This window comes from Actinomycetota bacterium (assembly GCA_018333515.1).
GTDB lineage: Bacteria > Actinomycetota > Aquicultoria > Aquicultorales > Aquicultoraceae > Aquicultor.
In genome coordinates this window covers 23,972-41,518 of sequence record JAGXSZ010000035.1, presented here as the reverse complement: position 1 = coordinate 41,518, position 17,547 = coordinate 23,972, and the positions used below count along the sequence as shown (strand labels likewise).

General features: G+C 56.2%; 17 protein-coding genes. All 17 read right to left on the bottom strand.

Going from position 1 to position 17,547, the window contains the following annotated elements:
• Positions 1-2: 2 nt before the first annotated feature.
• The 17 genes from glyS to KGZ93_09940 all read right to left on the bottom strand — a co-directional run bounded on the left by glyS (position 3) and on the right by KGZ93_09940 (position 17,538).
• The gene (gene glyS, locus KGZ93_10020; GenBank protein ID MBS3909937.1) at positions 3-2,078 is read right to left on the bottom strand and encodes a glycine--tRNA ligase subunit beta; all 2,076 of its coding nucleotides are present in this window, start codon (positions 2,076-2,078) and stop codon (positions 3-5) included.
• Positions 2,071-2,958: a glycine--tRNA ligase subunit alpha gene (glyQ, locus tag KGZ93_10015; protein MBS3909936.1), complete on the bottom strand. Its 888-nt coding sequence runs from the start codon at positions 2,956-2,958 to the stop codon at positions 2,071-2,073. The genes glyS and glyQ overlap by 8 nt, the downstream gene beginning before the upstream one ends.
• Before the next feature lie 353 nt (positions 2,959-3,311).
• Positions 3,312-4,061 (bottom strand): DNA repair protein RecO, encoded by a 750-nt coding sequence (gene recO, locus KGZ93_10010; protein ID MBS3909935.1) that lies wholly within the window; start codon positions 4,059-4,061, stop codon positions 3,312-3,314.
• Between the two features lie 252 nt (positions 4,062-4,313).
• A complete protein-coding gene (deoC, locus tag KGZ93_10005; protein ID MBS3909934.1) occupies positions 4,314-5,039 on the bottom strand; it encodes a deoxyribose-phosphate aldolase in 726 nt (241 codons plus the stop codon).
• A 159-nt stretch (positions 5,040-5,198) separates the two neighbouring features.
• A complete protein-coding gene (gene mgtE / locus KGZ93_10000; protein MBS3909933.1) occupies positions 5,199-6,551 on the bottom strand; it encodes a magnesium transporter in 1,353 nt (450 codons plus the stop codon).
• A 9-nt stretch (positions 6,552-6,560) separates the two neighbouring features.
• On the bottom strand, positions 6,561-7,475 hold the full coding sequence (gene era / locus KGZ93_09995) for a GTPase Era (protein MBS3909932.1): 915 nt from the start codon (positions 7,473-7,475) through the stop codon (positions 6,561-6,563).
• Positions 7,476-7,477: 2 nt separating this feature from the next.
• On the bottom strand, positions 7,478-7,936 hold the full coding sequence (locus KGZ93_09990; GenBank protein MBS3909931.1) for a GNAT family N-acetyltransferase: 459 nt from the start codon (positions 7,934-7,936) through the stop codon (positions 7,478-7,480).
• 27 nt (positions 7,937-7,963) lie between these two features.
• Positions 7,964-8,368 carry a cytidine deaminase gene (locus KGZ93_09985; GenBank protein ID MBS3909930.1) on the bottom strand — a complete coding sequence of 135 codons (405 nt, stop codon included), beginning with the start codon at positions 8,366-8,368 and terminating at the stop codon, positions 7,964-7,966.
• A 39-nt stretch (positions 8,369-8,407) separates the two neighbouring features.
• Complete coding sequence (locus tag KGZ93_09980; protein MBS3909929.1) at positions 8,408-9,682, bottom strand: HlyC/CorC family transporter; 1,275 nt, start codon at positions 9,680-9,682, stop codon at positions 8,408-8,410.
• Between the two features lie 101 nt (positions 9,683-9,783).
• Positions 9,784-10,488: a diacylglycerol kinase gene (locus tag KGZ93_09975; protein MBS3909928.1), complete on the bottom strand. Its 705-nt coding sequence runs from the start codon at positions 10,486-10,488 to the stop codon at positions 9,784-9,786.
• A 66-nt stretch (positions 10,489-10,554) separates the two neighbouring features.
• Positions 10,555-11,034 carry an rRNA maturation RNase YbeY gene (gene ybeY / locus KGZ93_09970; GenBank protein ID MBS3909927.1) on the bottom strand — a complete coding sequence of 160 codons (480 nt, stop codon included), beginning with the start codon at positions 11,032-11,034 and terminating at the stop codon, positions 10,555-10,557.
• Positions 11,015-13,138 (bottom strand): HDIG domain-containing protein, encoded by a 2,124-nt coding sequence (locus KGZ93_09965; protein MBS3909926.1) that lies wholly within the window; start codon positions 13,136-13,138, stop codon positions 11,015-11,017. The genes ybeY and KGZ93_09965 overlap by 20 nt, the downstream gene beginning before the upstream one ends.
• A complete protein-coding gene (locus KGZ93_09960; GenBank protein ID MBS3909925.1) occupies positions 13,135-14,181 on the bottom strand; it encodes a PhoH family protein in 1,047 nt (348 codons plus the stop codon). Before KGZ93_09960 ends, KGZ93_09965 begins: the two co-directional genes overlap by 4 nt.
• Positions 14,182-14,224: 43 nt before the next feature.
• On the bottom strand, positions 14,225-14,578 hold the full coding sequence (locus KGZ93_09955; protein ID MBS3909924.1) for a histidine triad nucleotide-binding protein: 354 nt from the start codon (positions 14,576-14,578) through the stop codon (positions 14,225-14,227).
• 71 nt (positions 14,579-14,649) lie between these two features.
• Complete coding sequence (gene mtaB / locus KGZ93_09950; GenBank protein MBS3909923.1) at positions 14,650-15,936, bottom strand: tRNA (N(6)-L-threonylcarbamoyladenosine(37)-C(2))-methylthiotransferase MtaB; 1,287 nt, start codon at positions 15,934-15,936, stop codon at positions 14,650-14,652.
• A complete protein-coding gene (locus KGZ93_09945) occupies positions 15,933-16,682 on the bottom strand; it encodes a 16S rRNA (uracil(1498)-N(3))-methyltransferase (GenBank protein MBS3909922.1) in 750 nt (249 codons plus the stop codon). The genes mtaB and KGZ93_09945 overlap by 4 nt, the downstream gene beginning before the upstream one ends.
• The gene (locus tag KGZ93_09940; GenBank protein ID MBS3909921.1) at positions 16,675-17,538 is read right to left on the bottom strand and encodes a 50S ribosomal protein L11 methyltransferase; all 864 of its coding nucleotides are present in this window, start codon (positions 17,536-17,538) and stop codon (positions 16,675-16,677) included. Before KGZ93_09940 ends, KGZ93_09945 begins: the two co-directional genes overlap by 8 nt.
• Positions 17,539-17,547 lie beyond the last annotated feature (9 nt).

The window sequence follows — 17,547 nt, the reverse complement described above, 5'->3', positions numbered from 1 at the left end:
GCCTATCGGGAGCTGATATATGCGAAATCCGCAAGCCTGCGATAAGCATTGTAGCAAAGATTCAAGAGCCTTATCCGGTTGTCCTTCACGCTCTCGTCTTCGGTCATGACCAGCACATCATCGAAAAACCGGTCGACGGCGGGGCGCAAACCCGCAAGAAGGCCGATTACGGCGGCATAGTCACGGCCGGCTTGCCCGACATCTCTATCTATCTTTACAGCGCTCGCGTAGAGCGCTTTCTCAGCTTCTTCCACCAGAAGGCTCTCATCTACGACCGTACCGAGTTCGGCCCTGCCCAGGTTTTTACACCTTATGAAGGCAACGAGCACATCTTCGAGGTCATCCGATTTATATATGCTTTGGAGTGCCTGGGCGCGCCTCATGATATCGACGATGTCGTCGATGGAACCGCTCGTGACCGCCTCGACTATATCGTGCGAAAACTCGCGGCCTTGCAGATAAGCGCGTACCCTTGCGCGGAAAAACTCGTCGACGATATCGCTCGTCGCCTCGACATCGAAGTCGATACCCTGGTCCGCGTAGAGTTTGAGCGCGAGTTCGACCAGCGAGTCCATCGATATATCCAAGTCGTTCTCGAGAATTATCGACACGATGCCGTGTGCTTGCCTGCGAAGCGCATAGGGGTCTTCGGAGCCGGTCGGGATAAGGCCGGCGGCTAAAATGCCGGCGACCGCGTCGAGCTTGTCTGAAATACTTACTACCTGCCCGCTGACCGTCTCCGGCAGGCTGTCACCCGCCGACCGCGGGAGGTAGTGCTCGAAGATGGCTGTCGCCACCGCCGGCGGCTCGCCGGAAACTTGGGCGTAATCGCGCCCCATCGCCCCCTGGAGCGTCGGAAACTCGCCGACCATCTCGGTTACGAGGTCGGCTTTGCATAGGTACGCCGCGCGCACCGCATAGCCCATCTCGTCCGGGGCCAGGGCCAACGATTTGGCTATAGCCTCGGCGAGGCGCACCACACGCTGCGTCTTCTGATAGACCGTACCGAGCTTGACCTGAAAAACGACGCCGTTTAACTTCTCGACATAACTGTCGAGCGGGTTGGCGCTATCCGACTCGAAGAAATACTTGGCGTCGGAGAGGCGTGCCCGGATGACGCGCTCATGGCCCTTTTGTATTATGTCGGTGAACTTGGGGTCACCGTTGTGTACCACTATGAAGTTAGGGAGCAATTTTCCATCCGCATCCTCAACCGGAAAATACCGTTGGTGCGACTCCATCGCCGTGACTAAAACGTCGCGCGGGAGACTGACGAAATCGCCCGCAAAGCTTCCCACGACAGCGTGGGGAAACTCGACAAGCTCGACGACCTCGTCGAATGTATGCTGGTGAATAACGGATCGCCCGCCGATAGTCCGCACGGCGCTCTCTATCTCCTCGCGGATGAGGAGCGCGCGCTTATCCTGGTCGACTATGACAAAGTTATTGAAGAGCATCTCGAAGTAATCGCAAGGCGCCTCGACTCTTACCGGGTTCTCGGCACGCCGACGATGCCCCATGCTTAGTTTGCCGGCCGCGATACCCGCCACATCGAACTCGATGGCCCGCGCGCCGAAGAGCGCCAGTATCCAGCGAATAGGCCGGACAAATTTCATGTCGCCATCTCCCCAGCGCATCGCTTTAGGAAACGATAGCGACTTGATAAGCTCGGGCAGAATTTCGCGCAATATCTCGACCGCGTCTTGGCCTTCCTCCTCTTTGACGGCGAAGACATACTCCCTGCCCTCGACCGATTTTACGGTCAGCGACTCGACATCGACCCCTTGTGATTTTGCAAAACCCATGGCGGCTTTGGTGGGTTGGCCGTCGTCGGTAAAGGCCGCCTTCTTCGCGGGACCCTTTGCCTCGATAGTGACCGTCTCCTGTTTTTCGTCGAGGCCGACGGCCATGATGGCGAGCCTGCGCGGCGAGCCAAAGGCATTGATGACATCGAAATTTAGCCGGTGCCGTTTGAGTAGCGCCTCGGCCTTCTCTTTGAGCTGGTCTTTTCCGATAACGACAGATGCCGCAGGTATCTCTTCGGTGCCGATTTCCAGAAGGAGGTCGTGCTTACTCACCCGGCGCCACCGCCTCTTTCAAGAGCGGAAAGCCCCGTGCTTCTCTTTGCTCATAATATGCGTGGGCGACCAGACGAGCCAGGTCGCGAACCCTTCCTATAAACCTGGTTCGCTCGGTAACACTGAGCGCGCCGCGCGCGTCGAGCAAGTTGAACGCATGCGAGCACTTCAGCACATACTCGTAAGCCGGAAAGACCAGGTCGTTATCGAGGATATGTTTCGCCTCCGCCTCATAGGTATCGAAGAGCGTAAAGAGCATCGCCACGTTGGCGACGTCAAAGTTGTATTTAGAGCCCTGGACCTCGTTTTCGTGATGGACTTCACCGTAGGAGATGCCGTCGACCCATTCGAGGTCGTAGACGCTTTCTTTTTCTTGGATATACATGGCGAGACGTTCTAGCCCGTAAGTTATCTCCGCGCAGACGGGCTTCACATCGACGCCGCCCACCTGCTGGAAGTAGGTGAATTGCGTGACTTCCATTCCATCGAGCCAGACCTCCCAGCCAAGCCCCCAGGCGCCGAGCGTCGGCGACTCCCAATCATCCTCCACAAAGCGGATATCGTGCTTGGAGAGGTCGAAGCCGAGGCGCTCGAGACTCCTAAGGTATACATCCTGCACATCATCGGGAGAAGGTTTTAAGATGACTTGATATTGGTAATAGTGCTGGAGCCGGTTGGGGTTATCCCCGTAGCGCCCGTCGGTCGGCCTCCGCGAGGGCTGCGCGTAGGCTACGTTCCACGGCTCAGGCCCGAGCGAGCGCAAAAAGGTCGCCGGATGAAAGGTTCCGGCGCCTACTTCGATATCGTAAGGCTGGACTATCAAGCAGCCGTATTCGGCCCAGAACGACTGGAGCGTCAACATTAATTTCTGGAAATTCACTAACCCAACCTCTCCTTGTCTGTTACCTCATATTTGATGGCTCACACGCGGGTTTTGCGCTGTGGTAAGCTGCACGAGCTATTAAATTATCAGGTAACGATTGGTCGACGACTAGAGTCCGATTAATGACTGCAAATGTATCTGTGTTTGAAAAAGTTAAACTCATACGCGTGCCGGACAGAGCATCCCTCACGCGCATAACCTACAAAGACTAGTATTTTCGGGCACATCCCCCACCCGGACACATCCCCCACCTATTGTAACAACAACACTATGCAAGCGCTATACTTTTTACTCCTCGACAAGTGTGCTCCGCCGTCTCATGCCCGCTGCTCACACCTCATCCCCGAAAACTAGTTGTACGTAAAACGACCCAAGCAGTCCCTGCTCTTGAGCTTCGACTCGATATAGTAGTCGACGTAATCCCTAACCATGAGATAGAGGTCGTCTTCTAAGCGCGCGATAACATCGAGGGCGACGACGTCGCTCAGCGGCAACCTCATCAATCTTATAAACGTCTCAATCGTCGCCGAGCCGACTGCGGCACTGTTTCTGTCGGCGATAGAGCACTCCTCGCACATGACGCCGCCCCATTCAAAACTGAAACGCATCTTCACGCCCGTTTTCTTCTCGCAGATCACGCAGCGCTCTAGTTTAGGCATGTACCCCGAGATAGCCATTAGTTTGATATCGAACGCGATGAGGAGCAGCCGGAAATTCTTTCTGGTCTTAGAGATAACATCGAGGCTTCTTAGTAATAGGTTATAGAGCGAGACATCGCGCTCCCCTTCGACCGAGACTTTATTGGCGAGGTCGAGCATGGCCGAACCGTAGGTGATACGATCGAAGTTGTCGCGAATCTCCGATAGTGAGTCGATGATTTCGGCCTGTGTGACAATGTCGAGATTTCGACCTTTATAAAGAACCAAGTCGACATTGGTGAACGGCTCGAGCCGGCTGCCGAACTTGCTCTTGGTCTTGCGCACGCCCTTGGCGACGGCCCTAACCTTGCCGTGGTTTGCTGTAAGAATCGTAACGATGCGGTCGGCCTCGCCTAGTTTATGGGTTCTTAAAACGATGCCGCGCGTTTTATATAAAGACATTCGTCCCCCGATAGCACAGATATTTCAAGTTCATTGGCCGTATCAGTTTAAAATGACGTTAAAAATATTGTAAAGCAAACACAACGATTTTAAAGAGACAAGTGGAGAAACGTCCTTACACCCCTAACGCTCCAAACATAACGCAGCGCAAGATGCCGGGTTGCCGGTTTAACCCGAAACGAGACGGTCCGCACACGCCCGCACATCCTGTATTGTAGCGCATTTACCTCAATAATGTAACTCATTAAAGCATTATCTAATTAAATCATTGCTTCCCTTAGAGTTAAAAGCCCGCTCCCCGAGAGCCTCCTCCATTATCTTAACGCCGCTGCTGGTGCCGATGCGGCCGGCGCCCGCGTTCAAAAGCGCGACGGCTTGGTCTGCCGTCTTGATGCCCGCCGATGCTTTTATGCCCATATCGAAAGGGACGTTCGACCGGATGAGTTCGACGTCTTCGATTGTCGCCCCGCTACCGGCAAAGCCGGTGCTGGTCTTAACGAAGTCTCCCCCGGCCTCCTGAACTATTTTCGAAGCGCGGATTTTTTGCTCGTCGGTGAGGAGCCCGCACTCGATGATGACTTTGATTATGATGTCGCGGCCGGCTCTCACCTCGCCGATACGAGCCGCCTCGACCACCGCCCGCATATCGGTATAGACCTCGTCGTAGAGGCCCGACTTTAAGGCGCCGATATTCATTACCATGTCGATTTCGTCCGCGCCGAGTTCGATAACCTCGCGCGCCTCATGGGCTTTGGCGCCACTCGTCGTAGCCCCTAGCGGAAACCCCGCGACCGTACATACCTTTACAGCTGAATCATGCAAAAGACGGTGCGCGATATTTACGTTGCAGGGATTGACGCAGACCGACGCGAAATTGTATTTGTGCGCCTCGACACACAAGCGCTCGATATCCTTGACTGTGGCATCCGGGTTAAGGTTGGTGTGGTCGATGCTTTTCGCCAGCTCTTCTTGTTTCACAATTGTTCCCCCCAGTCATCTAGACAGCCGCTGAAAAGGTCAATCAATTATACCGCCACCGGCATCCGCAACCAAATGTTCTTGAGCAACATTCCCCAGTTGTAAGCGGCCTAACCGGGTTTGGTTACATATTAGTCTCTAGGCGCCGTTGCGGATAGTCTAAATCAGGAATCTCAGCATCATAGTCGCGAGGCCCAAGAAAGCCAGAAAACCGAAGATATCGGTGAAGGTGGTGACTATAACCCCTGAGCCCAAGGCCGGGTCTTGGCGGAGAAGCCTCAAAACAATCGGGATGCCCGCCCCGGCCAAACCCGCGACGCCCATATTGACCGTCATCGCCAAGAACAAGACTAAGCCCAAGTAAGGATTACCCCTCGCGAGATAAGCGACCAGACCGGCAAGGAGACCGGTGAGCGCGCCGATTGTGATGCCTATGCCGACTTGACGGGCGACAACACGCACGCCTTCTCTAAACTCGAGCTGACCCAAAGCGATTCCTCTTGTCGTGACGGTCAGGGTCTGAGTGCCCATGTTGCCGCCCATGCCCGCGACTATCGGCATGAACGCGGCGAGAATCACGACCTTGGAGATTGAACTCTGGAACAAGGAGACAACCCCTGCCGCCAAGAAAGCAGTCCCGAGATTAAATGCCATCCAGGGAAGACGGTTCTTAATCGATTCCAGCGCCGGACTGTCGAGCCTTTCTTCGCGTATGACACCACCGAGGCGATATATGTCTTCGCTGGCCTCTTCTTCGATGACGTCGACGACGTCATCGATGGTGACGACACCGAGAAGACGGTGCTCGCGGTCGACGACCGGCAGGGCCAGAAGGTCGTACCGCGACATGATGCGCGCGACTTCTTCCTGATCGGTATCGACGTCCACGTATATGACGCCGGGGTTCATCAGTTCTTCGACGAGCCGGTCCGGCTGACTGATGATAAGGTCCCGAAGCGAGATGACGCCGACCAATTGGTCGTCGCGGTTGACTATAAAGACGTAGTAAATCGTCTCGGCGCCGGGGGCTTGTGCGCGCAGCAGGTCGATCGACTCCTGGGCCGTCATATCCTTCCTGAGCGCGACGAATTCCGGGGTCATAATACCGCCGGCCGTGTCCTCGCCGTGCTCCATCAAACGGAGCGCCTCTTGCGCGTCCTCCCTGTCCATGGCGGCGAGAATTCGCTCGGCGTCTTTCTTGTCGATAGCGCCGAGCAGGTCGGCGACGTCGTCGGCGTCCATCTCTTCGAGGATGTCGGAGATGAGCGGCGTGCTGAGCAACTCGACGATGTCCATCTGCTCTTGCTCGTCCATCTCCTGGAAGGTATCGGCCGCTCTCGGGATGTCCCACGTCTCGAAGATCATCTTTTGAAACTCATCGGAAAGATCCCCGATGATCTCCGCGGCGTCGGCGGGATGTACCTTCTCGAAGAGGCCTATCGCTTTTTCGAGTTCTTCTTTTTTTAGTAGGCTCTCCGCTGCTGCCTGAAGTATTTTATTGCGCTCCCGCATCCGCCGACCCTATTCCGTATAACCGAATTGTTTTATATAGCGCTCTTCTTTGCGCCAGTCTTTCTTAACGCCAACCCTCAAGTCGAGAAATATGTGACTGCCCAAGAGATGTTCGATATCCACTCTCGCTTTGGAACCTATCTCTTTGAGGACACGCCCGCCCTTGCCGATAAGGATTCCCTTCTGCGATTCCCGCTCGACGAAGATGGTCGCAAAAATATCGACTATCTCGCCGTCTTTGCGCGGTTTCATCTCTTGCACCTCGACCGCTATGCTGTGAGGAACCTCTTCCCTGGTCAAAAGGAGCGCTTTCTCCCGGACAAACTCCGCGACCACTACCCGTTCAGGCTGGTCGGTCGTCATATCCGGCGGATAGTATTGCGGTCCCTCCGGCAACAGCTCGACCATCTTTTCGACGAGGGTCTCGACGTTTTGGCCCTTCGCGGCGGATAGCGGGATTATCTCGTCGAACTTTCCGAGCTGCCCGGCGATTTCCAGCTGAACCTCGATATCGCCCGGCGCCAACTTATCTATCTTACTTAAGACCATTATTTTAGGCGTGTTTAGCAACGCGAGTTCATTTGCGATATAGAGGTCGCCGGAGCCGATTACCTGCGAGGCATCGACCATAAATATCACGGCGTCGACGTCGCTCAATGCGTTGCGAACGCTCTTGTTCATGTGCTCGCCGAGCGAATCCTTCGGCTTGTGCAAGCCGGGCGTATCCACCAAGACTACCTGCGCATTCTCGAGATTTAAAATCGCACGGATAGTATGACGCGTGGTTTGAGGTTTATCGGAGATTATCGCGACCTTCTCCTTTGCCAGATAATTCAATAGCGTCGACTTCCCGGCGTTGGGTCGTCCCACAATCGCCGCAAATCCCGATTTAAAGCTCTCCTTGCGTTTGTCGCTTTCGTCCATGATCACCCTTCCAATCCAAGCTCGAGGAGAATCCGGTCTGTTCCGGGGCCATACTCGTCCGGTAACTCCGCGATGTTTTTAAAACCCGCTCTCTTGTAGAGTTCCAATGCCCGACTGTTCTTGTCTCCAACGGTGAGCCGCACTACTCTAGCGCCGTCGTGCTCGAGCGCCGTGAGCAGCCCACCCAAAAACCTCGACCCTAGGCGCCTTCCTCTAAGTTCTTTTCTCACAAGAAAACCGACGATGAAAACGAGTCCCGGGTCGCGCCAATCCCTTATGATATCCGCAATCCCGCAGATTGCGCCATCCTTTTTTAATACGTATACCGCGCCGTGTTTGATAAAGACCGGAAAGGTCCAATGATTCAAGCCGCCGTCACCAAAGGCTTCCGCCTCCATCATGGTCAGCTCCCGTATCAGATCGGTATCGAATTCCGTCAAGCGCGCCAATTCATAATCCATCGTCGTCACACCCTGTGATGCCGGGACTTATCCTTTTTCTCCAAACAACCGCTCGTTGGTAAAGGCATAGGGTAGCAACTCTTTAATGAGCGCTTTCTTTGTCTCGCCCTTCGTGTTTGCCATGATGACCAGCGATTCGGCGCCGAACTCGGCGAGAAACTGCCTGCAAGTACCGCAAAGCGGGCAAGGCGTCGGGCCGTCGGCGATGACCGCGAGGGCCTCGAACCGTCGGCAGCCCTCGGAGACCGCTTTAGCGATCGCGACGCGCTCGGCGCAGATAGAGAGGCCGTAGACGGCGTTCTCGACATTGGCCCCGGTGAAAATACGCCCGTCATCGCAGATAACGGCCGCGCCTACTCTAAAGCCCGAGTACGGCGCGTAGGCCTCTTGCCGGGCCTCGGACGCCGCTCGTATCAGCTCTACTTCGTCCATGTCGCCAACCTCCAAACCCAAGATACCCGACCGACGTTTTTATCCGACTTCCGGGTTCTCCGTTTCTTCTTCCGGTTCTTCGCGGCTTATTAAAATCTTCGATATCCTGCGACCGATAACCTTCTCGACCTTGAATACGAACCCCTCGAAACGTACCTCTTCTCCCGCGTTCGGGGTGCGCCCGATAAGCGAGTAGACAAACCCGCCGATAGTGTCGATATCGGCGCGCGAGAAAGTCGCGCCCAGCAGTTCGTTCGCCTCGTCGATATGAACGCGGGCATCCATCCGCACCAAGTGATTATCGACAAACTCGATGAGCGTCTCTTCGAGGTCGTACTCGTCGAATATCTCGCCGACAATCTCTTCGAGCAGGTCTTCGATGGTGACAAGGCCCGCGGTGCCGCCGTGCTCATCGACGACGATGGCCATATGCAAACGTTTCTTCTGCAGCTCACGCATGAGGTCGTCGACCTTTTTCAGCTCGGGGACATAGTAGGCCGGGCGCATCTGCCGCTTGATAGGGACGTCTATCTTGCCTTTGTGCATCAGCACAAGGAGGTCTTTGGCGTAGATTATCCCTATTATGTTGTCGACCGTCTCCTCGTAGACCGGTATTCTGGAGTGCCCTTCTTTGATGACCAGCGAGAGGACCTCCTCGATGGGCGCGTCCGCGCCGACGGTCACCATATCCATCCGAGGCACCATTACCTCGCGCACTATCGTGTCTCCAAACTCGAAGATGCTGTGAATCAGCTCTTCCTCTTCGATGGCGCCTTCCTCCTCGCCGGCGCCGACCGTGCCTGTTATCTCCTCCTCGCTTGCTACGGGAAGCTCTTTGATTGGCCGACCGCCGAAGATGCGGATGAAGATATTCGCCACAGACGTGAACATCCGGGCAATAGGGCCGAGCGCTTTCGAGAGCACGTTTAGGGCGATTGCCGCGCGCAACGAGAGATACTCCGTGCGCCGGGCTCCAAAGGTCTTCGGTATTATCTCGCCGAAGACCAGAATCACAAAGAGCATCGAAACGGTCGAGACGACCACGACAAAACCATCCAGATATCTGCTCACCAGCAACGTCGCGATAGAGACCGCGGCGATGTTGGCGCTGTTATCCAATAATATTATTGCGGTCATCAGACGGCTGGGGTGCGACATCAGCGACTCGAGCGCGTCGGCGCCCGGGGCCTCCAGCTCGACAAGATATCTAAGCCGAATCCGGCTCATAGACGATATCGCGCTCTCGACCGCCGTTAAGCCGGCCGACAAACCGACTAGAATTATGATAAGTATCGCGTATAACCAATCCGGCAAGCGACAATCCCTCCCTAGCTGTATTCCTACCTACATTATATCGGACGCTTCGCGCAAAAGTTATAAATTATCGACAAATCAACACGCCTGACCCGGTTCGTTTACCAAGTATAGAATACCTGAAAGATAAGAACGGTCACGAGAATGCCGAGTGTCGCGCCGGAGACTATCTCGAGCATAGTGTGGACGCCCGCATCGAACCTGCTGTGAAAGACGAGCAGCGCCAGGCCCAAACCGAGCGTGGCGACGAGCGGCGATTGGCTTATAAAGGCTATCGCGGTAAAGAGCGCGGCCGCCAGGGCGCTGTGTCCGCTCGGCCACCCGCCCCGCAAAAAACTTCCCCCGCCCACCCATGCTTTGGCCGAAACGACCAATATCGCCACGATTAAGAGCGAAATGACGGTGAGGTGCGCCGGCGATTGGCGAATCCGCTCAAGCAAGCCCAGCGCCAGCGGGTTGACCCGCGAAAAGAATATGAAGTATGCCACCAGGACGGCGTTGATGCTCGCCAGAAGGACGGCGCCGGCTGCTACATCCTTTGCTATCTGCGCCACCGGGTCGAAGGTTGTCGTGACGAGGTCGATGGTCGATTCGATAGCCGTGTTTACGAGTTCGGCGACGACTACCAGCGATACCGCAAAGATCAAAGCGACAAAAGCCCAGGACTCTATCTTTAAGAAGAGGCCGAGTGTGAGCGCCGCGGCCGCGGCCGCAAAATGGATGCGCATATTGCGCTGGGTGCGCAATACATAGATCAGGCCATCGATTGCGTAATTGAAGCTTTTCAGCAACGACTTGCTTTTCATCGGGCGCGTATGAACGTCGAAATCCCGTCACGCGGACGGCTCTCTAAAGAGCTGCTACCGGCGTATTTAACGCTCAAAACCCCCCTTCGCTAGTTCATCGGGGCTTACTCCGTCTGAGAAAGAGGTGAGTATCAGGCGCTCGCGAGCCTCCATGCACTCGGCGTCCTCATCATCGTCGTGGTCGTAACCGAGGAGATGGAGAATGCCGTGGACTAAGAGGAGCGAGAGTTCTTGGTTTAGGGTCTGGTCGAATTCGAGCGCTTGCTTCTCGGCGACGGACGGGCAGATGACGACATCGCCCAGTAGTCGCGGGAGGTTCTCGGCGGTCGGCATGTCGCCGCCCGCTTCGAAGGATAAGACGTCGGTGGGGTAATCCTTGCCGCGATAATTCGCGTTCAAGTCGAGCATGGTCTCTTCACCGACTAGCGCTATGCTCAGTTCCGCGTCCTCTTCGACACGCTCCGCGGCTAGAACATAACCGGCAAGCTCGACCAATGACTCTTCGTCCACCGCTAATTCCCGCTCATTACTTATTCGAATCACCATGCGCCGCGAGGCTCCTAGCTTGCGGTACGGGTACCGTCGGGTACTCGACCCTCGTATGATATAGGCTTGTCAACAACTGGGTGAAGCTTCTGATTATCTTTTCGATATCGTTAAGAGTCAGATTGCTCTCGTTTAGCTGTCCATCGTCGAGCTTGCTCTGGACTATCCTCTTGATGAGCTGCTCGATACGTCCGGGCGTCGGCTTAGCGATAGTGCGCGCAGCGGCCTCGACCGAGTCGGCCAGCATGACGAGCGCCGCCTCTTTCGATTTCGGGCGCTGCCCCGAATACCGGTAATTCTCTTCATTGATGGTCTCTTTGACGACACTCTCTTTTGCTTTGTGATAGAAATACGCCACGATGCTCGTCCCGTGATGCTCGTTTATTATATCGAGTATCTCCGGCGGCAGGTGATATTTCTTCCCCAGGTCGATACCTTCCTTGACGTGGGAGGTGATTATCAGGCAACTGAGGCTCGGATTGGTGTGGTCGTGTGGGTTTTCGCACCCTATCTGGTTCTCGACAAAGAAGAGCGGCCGTTTTATCTTTCCGATATCGTGGTAGTATGCGCCGACTCTTGCCAGGAGCGGGTTCGCGCCGATTTCCTCGGCGGCGTTTTCGGCGAGGTTCCCCGCCATGATGCTGTGGTTATACGTTCCCGGCGCCTTCATCATGAGTTCGCGCAAGAGCGGCTGGTTGGCGTAGGAAAGCTCGACGAGCTTGATGTCGGTCGTGATTCCAAAGACCTTCTCCAAGAACGGCAGAGTCCCGATGGTCAACACCGCCATTGAAATACCGCCGAGCAATCCCCAGCCGAGGTTTTTCATTATCTCGACCAGCCCGGCCCCGCTCAAAAGCGTTGTGGTTATAGCTAGGATGGTCGAGGCGAGCGTAACCCACGCCCCGGCTATAGCCAAATCCGTGCGATGCCGGATATTATAGATGGCATATATCGCGAAAAGCCCGGTCAGGACGCCGTATAGCGTATATTGGTAGTTCTGCCCGCCGATAAGACCGGAATAAAGGCTCAGACTCAAGACCATGATGATGGCCGTCTCGATATTAAAGAGAAGCGCGGTCAGCATCGCCGCCGCGCCGATAGGAATAAGGAAATATGCATAGTAAGGACCGACGAATTTCGCTATTAGAATCGTCGCAATGAAGATAAGCGCGAGCACTCCTATCAGCCGGTTGCTTCGGTGTATCTTTGGCTGGTAGTTAAGTAGATAGAGGCCGAACGCGATAAACGAGACTACCGCGAAGAGCGCCAGGCCGCCGATACGGGCCAGGTCGATACCCCTCTTCAGCAGGCCTAGTTCTTTCAATATCTTGACCTGCAAACTTGAGACTATCTCGCCCTCGCGGATGATGGTCTCTCCTTTTTGTTTGTTAACGAGAACCGAAGAGATACCGGACGCCGCTTCTCTCTTAAGCTTCTCGGTTCCCTGCGCGTCGTAGAAGTAGTTCGGTTTGAAGTAATACGCGCCGATCTCGGCGATGAGCGCGTTCTTGCCGGGGTCCCTGGTCAGGCTCCGCGCCATCTCGGCAAAGTCTATCCTTCTCTCGCCGATGTTTTCGGAGGTTATCTTGTAGCTGTAGACACGATTGATATTGCTTACCACGAGCGCTTCGGTCGAATTAAGCTCTGTGTCGGGCATCCGGAGCACCGCCTTGAGCACGCTCTTGTCAAAGCTTGCGTCGACCTCTTTGACGAGCAAATCCAGCTTAGCGTCGGCGGTCAGCACTTCGTTTGAGCGCACCTGCCTTACAAGACCGAAAAATTTATGAACCGAGTCGATTACCTGCGGCTCGACGCTCCAATCACGATTGTAGACCTTTTCGACATGCGACGACGCCTCGTTTCGCAAGACCGCGGTCCTCTCGAAATCGACGAACTCGATGTCGCGCGTCGCCTTAACCGTTTCGGGGCTTGGCTTACCAACCTGCAGACCGGTCAGCCTATCCGGAATAAAATCGACGACTAGAATCGCCAAAATCACGGTAAATAGGAGCAAAGCTAGAAGCGACCGGCGCAGGCTCTTGCCCTTCCAGTCCACTATTACAGGCATGTCTTTGATTTTATCGAGGCCAAAGTTCGGAGTCATAGCTGTCTCTTCGAACCTCTCTCCTCATCATGGCGCTTGTAGGCTTCGACTATCTTCTGGACGAGCTTGTGGCGAACTACATCGCGCGAGGTCAAATGGACGAACGCGATATCGTCAAGCCCTCTCAATATGTTCTCGATGATGAGCAAGCCGGAGTGCTGCCCGCTGGGCAGGTCTATCTGGGTACTGTCACCGGTGACTACCATGCGGGAGCCGAACCCGAGCCTCGTCAAAAACATCTTCATCTGCTCTTGCGAGGTATTTTGGGCTTCGTCCAATATTATAAAGGAGTCGTTGAGCGTGCGGCCCCTCATGTAAGCGAGCGGCGCTATCTCAATCGTGCCCTGGTCGAGTAAGTGCCGGAAGTGCTCGGCGTCGATCATGTCGTAGAGCGCGTCGAAGAGCGGGCGCAGATACGGGTCGACTTTTTGCTGTAAGTCGCCGGGGAGAAATCCGAGCTTCTCCCCTGCCTCAACGGCCGGGCGGGTCAAAATAATCCTTCCCACCGTCTTGTCCTTGAGCGCGCGCACCGCCATCGCCATCGCCAGATAGGTCTTGCCGGTCCCCGCTGGGCCTATCGCAAAGGTCGCTGTGTGGTTGCGGATCGCGTCGATATACTCCTTTTGCCCCGCGGTCTTCGGTCCGATTACTTTTCTGCGATGCGTTACAATGACGTCGGAATAGATGCTCGAAGGTGTAATGCGGTTGCCGTCGACGGTGATGTCGATGGTGTGCTCCACTTTTTGCGGGGTCAATTGTTGACCATGCGACACGATGTTCAACATTTCCTTAAAGATAGTCGCTACGTCGTCTACTTCCACAGCGTCGCCCTTGATCATTATTTCGTTGCCTCTGACCAGGATGGTGCTTTGAAACTTGCCCTCGATTATTTTTAATAATTGATCATGGTGGCCCAACAAATCGACCATCGATATGTCGCCCGGCACCACGACTTTGATTTCCACGATATCCGCCAATTTCGGCTCTTTCACTCCTTTAGGTGAGAAAATTATACCATATCCCAGGTTCCGCAACGACTTCATCGACCCATTATGACTTCATCGTCCGCGGGGCTGTCTTTCTTAACTATCTCGACGGCACCATTCGTCCGAGCGCCTTGCCGCCTAAGACATGAAAGTGGATGTGGAATACCTCCTGGCCGCCATCGGGCCCGGTGTTTGCGATGAGACGATAGCCGCTCTCGGCCACGCCGGCCAGCGAGGCCACCCGGTTTCCGGCGAGAACTACTTTGCCGAGCAGGTTGACGTCGGCCTCGGTCGCGTCGGAAAGCCGCTCGATATGAACCCTTGGCACGACCAGGATATGGACGGGCGCCTGGGGGCTTATATCCTTAAACGCCACTACATCATCGTCCTCATAGACAACAGTCGCCGGAATCTTGCCCGCGATTATCTTGCAGAACAAGCAATCTTGATCCATATGGACCTCCTCAATCGTTCACGGTCGATAGGTGGTCTGTCTTAGTCGGTCGTCGGTTATCGGTATACTTATTACCTTGGCCCCACGACTCTTCCATAAAGAGTCGCGTCTTCTCGCCGCTCGACGCGCACTCGCGCGAGTTTTCCCATAAGCTCATCGGGCCCGGCGCACATCACACGGATGTAGTTGTCGCTCATCCCGGAGAGATACGCACCTTGCCGGCGCTCTATGGAAACAATCAGTTCTTTCCCTATATAGCGGGAGGCAAACCGCGCCGCCAAATCCTCGCCGAGCGCGATGAGCGCCGCCGAGCGCTTCTCTTTTACATCTTTCGGTATCCGGCCGCCGAGACCTGCCGCCGCCGTCCCTTTCCTGGGAGAAAACTTAAAGACATGGAGCCGGCTGAAACCGATACTGCCGACGATATCCATGGTCCGCTCGAAATCGGCGTCGGTCTCGCCGGGAAACCCGACGATAACGTCGGTCGTGAGCGCGATGTCGTCGATGGACGACGTCAGGTAATAGGCGCGCTCCGCGAACTCTTCCGCGCTATATTGCCGGTTCATCGCGGCGAGCACGGCGTCGCTGCCGTGCTGGAGCGGGATATGGAGGTGCTTGCAGAGCTTCGGGGAGGTCGCGATTGGCTCGACCAACTCGGGTGTCACCTCACGAAGCTCTATCGAGCTTAGGCGAATCCTACCCAATCCGTCGATTTCAACGAGCGCGGCGAGCAACTGCGCGAGGCCGGTGTCGCGGCCCGCCCCATAGAGCCCCAGGTGAATGCCGGTCAAAACTATCTCGGGGGCCCCCTCGCGCGCCAGCCGCGCGACCTCGTCGATTATCTCGGCTTCGGGCCTGCTCCAGAGTTCGCCGCGCACGTGCGGCACGACGCAATAACTGCAATATTGGTCGCAGCCGTCTTGTATCTTGACCAGGGCGCGCGTGTGCGGCACAGGGCTTGGCGCGGACTCGCCGGTGGCGCGCGTACTCGGCTCGACGACGCCGAGTTCTCGCGCAACCAGTAGCGGCAGGCGGTCTTTGTCATCGTTTCCAAGGACAAGGCTTACGCCCTCGATCGCCTCTATCACGGCGCGGTCGGAATCGGCGTAGCAGCCGGTCACGACGACGCGCGCGCCGGGATTATTGCGCGCGGCACGCCTTATTAATTGGCGAGACTTGTGCCCGGCGACCGCCGTGACGGTACAGCTGTTGATGATATAGACATCCGCGCGGCTCGAAAAAGCGACCATCTCCCAACCGAAAGCACCGAGTTCGGCGGCAATCCGCTCGCTTTCATACTGGTTTACCTTGCATCCCAGCGTGTGGATTGCAAACGCGATTTTGTTTTGAGCGTTCATGGTTTTCGCCTATCCCGGCGGGTGCGGGCGTACTCATACAGGGTCAACGCGACCGCGATGGGCCCCGCGGTCTCGGTACGCAAAGTATATTCGCCCATCGACGCGACGCCGGCGCCGAGCGCTTTCAGGTCGACTATCTCGCGCTCGGATAGGCCCCCCTCCGGGCCGACGACGAGCGCGATGCGCGCGGCTTCCGGTTTCAGCACCTCGGACAAGAGCCTGTCGCGCTCCCCTTCCCAGAAGACCACGACCTGGTCGAAACCGGCCAGCTCCCGCAGGGCGCTCTCCCAGTCGAGCGGTGCGCCGACCTTTGGCACTAATAGGCGATGGGACTGTTTGGCGGCCTCTTCGGCTATCTTTTGCCGGCGGATACTCTTTTTCTCGGCCTTGCCGGACTCGAATTCAACGACTACGCGCTCGGTGAGTACGGGGGTCACGCCCGCCACGCCTAGCTCGGTCGCCTGCCTCACGACGACATCGATTTTTCCCGCTTTCGGCAGCCCTTGAAAGAGATATACTTGCGGCGCAGTCATTACCGGCTCATGCCGGGCGAGAACTCTGCCGGTGACCGCGTCGCGCGAGACATGCTCTACCTCGACCTCGCAGAGCGAGGGCGTGCTATCGACGACCTCTATCACAGCGCCCGCGCCGAGGCGCAAAACATCCTTGATGTGTTTTACGTCGGGCCCGGTAATAGTGACGCTCTCGCCCGCTTTTTCAGTAATAAAGAAACGCGCCTTAGACACGCCGGCTCACCACGCTCACCCAGTCGCCTTCCTCGAAGGTCTTTTCGACCCGGTAGCCGTTGTCATCGAGCGCGGCTACCACATCGGCCAACTGCGAGCGTGTAATACCCGAGGATATCACCGTTTTGAGGCCGACCAGCCTTTGCGCGAACTCCGGCGACAACCGTATAATAAGCGGCGCGGTGAGGTTAGCGACCAGGATATCGACTTCCGTCGGCTCGATATCGGAGAAGTCGGAGATGATAAAACGTATGCGCGAGCCTACGCCGTTTTTGCGCGCGTTGTCCCCGGCCACCTCGATAGCTTCGGCGTCGTCGTCGATGGCTATGACGCGGGACGCGCCGAGCGCGGCGGCGGCAATCGCGAGAATACCGGAGCCGGTTCCTAGGTCGAAGACGACCTCGCCGCCTGCTATGGTCTCCTGGATAAAGCGGAGGCACCCGGCGGTCGTCGGATGGGCGCCGGTTCCGAACGCGAGACCCGGGTCGAGTTCGACCGCCACCTCACCCGGATTGAGGTCGACCTCCTCCCACGAGGGCTTGATGGCGAGTTTGCCGATTCGGATGACGTGAAAGAATTTCCGGTAATTATCGACCCAATCCTCATCGTTGATGAAGGAGAAGTCGATAGTCGCCGGCCTTACGTTTAAACCCGCTGCGCGCGCGTTATCCAGCGCGTGCCCGAGCACGGCCCGTGCGCTCTCCGGTGATATGGAGCCCGCGAGAAAGACGGTCGCGGTTACGTCTTCTTCCTCGTCGCCGATTACAAAACCGGAGGGGCTTAGGGCGAGCAGGATCTCATTGAGGGCCTCTACGGCCTCCGGGGTCGTCTTTATGTCGACTTTGAGCCAATCCATCCGCGCGCG

What these genes read in the sequence shown, in the direction of transcription:
- KGZ93_09990 (MBS3909931.1), bottom strand. Translation starts at nt 7,936, where the DNA reads ATGGATTATGAATTGGCGCGCTTGACGGAATTCGATACCGATCTGATA.
- KGZ93_09955 (MBS3909924.1), bottom strand. Translation starts at nt 14,578, where the DNA reads ATGGATCAAGATTGCTTGTTCTGCAAGATAATCGCGGGCAAGATTCCG.
- KGZ93_09985 (MBS3909930.1), bottom strand. Translation starts at nt 8,368, where the DNA reads ATGGACGAAGTAGAGCTGATACGAGCGGCGTCCGAGGCCCGGCAAGAG.
- era (MBS3909932.1), bottom strand. Translation starts at nt 7,475, where the DNA reads ATGGACGAAAGCGACAAACGCAAGGAGAGCTTTAAATCGGGATTTGCG.
- mtaB (MBS3909923.1), bottom strand. Translation starts at nt 15,936, where the DNA reads ATGAACGCTCAAAACAAAATCGCGTTTGCAATCCACACGCTGGGATGC.
- ybeY (MBS3909927.1), bottom strand. Translation starts at nt 11,034, where the DNA reads ATGGTGATTCGAATAAGTAATGAGCGGGAATTAGCGGTGGACGAAGAG.
- KGZ93_09975 (MBS3909928.1), bottom strand. Translation starts at nt 10,488, where the DNA reads ATGAAAAGCAAGTCGTTGCTGAAAAGCTTCAATTACGCAATCGATGGC.
- KGZ93_09940 (MBS3909921.1), bottom strand. Translation starts at nt 17,538, where the DNA reads ATGGATTGGCTCAAAGTCGACATAAAGACGACCCCGGAGGCCGTAGAG.
- mgtE (MBS3909933.1), bottom strand. Translation starts at nt 6,551, where the DNA reads ATGCGGGAGCGCAATAAAATACTTCAGGCAGCAGCGGAGAGCCTACTA.
- recO (MBS3909935.1), bottom strand. Translation starts at nt 4,061, where the DNA reads ATGTCTTTATATAAAACGCGCGGCATCGTTTTAAGAACCCATAAACTA.
- KGZ93_09965 (MBS3909926.1), bottom strand. Translation starts at nt 13,138, where the DNA reads ATGACTCCGAACTTTGGCCTCGATAAAATCAAAGACATGCCTGTAATA.
- KGZ93_09960 (MBS3909925.1), bottom strand. Translation starts at nt 14,181, where the DNA reads ATGAAGTCGTTGCGGAACCTGGGATATGGTATAATTTTCTCACCTAAA.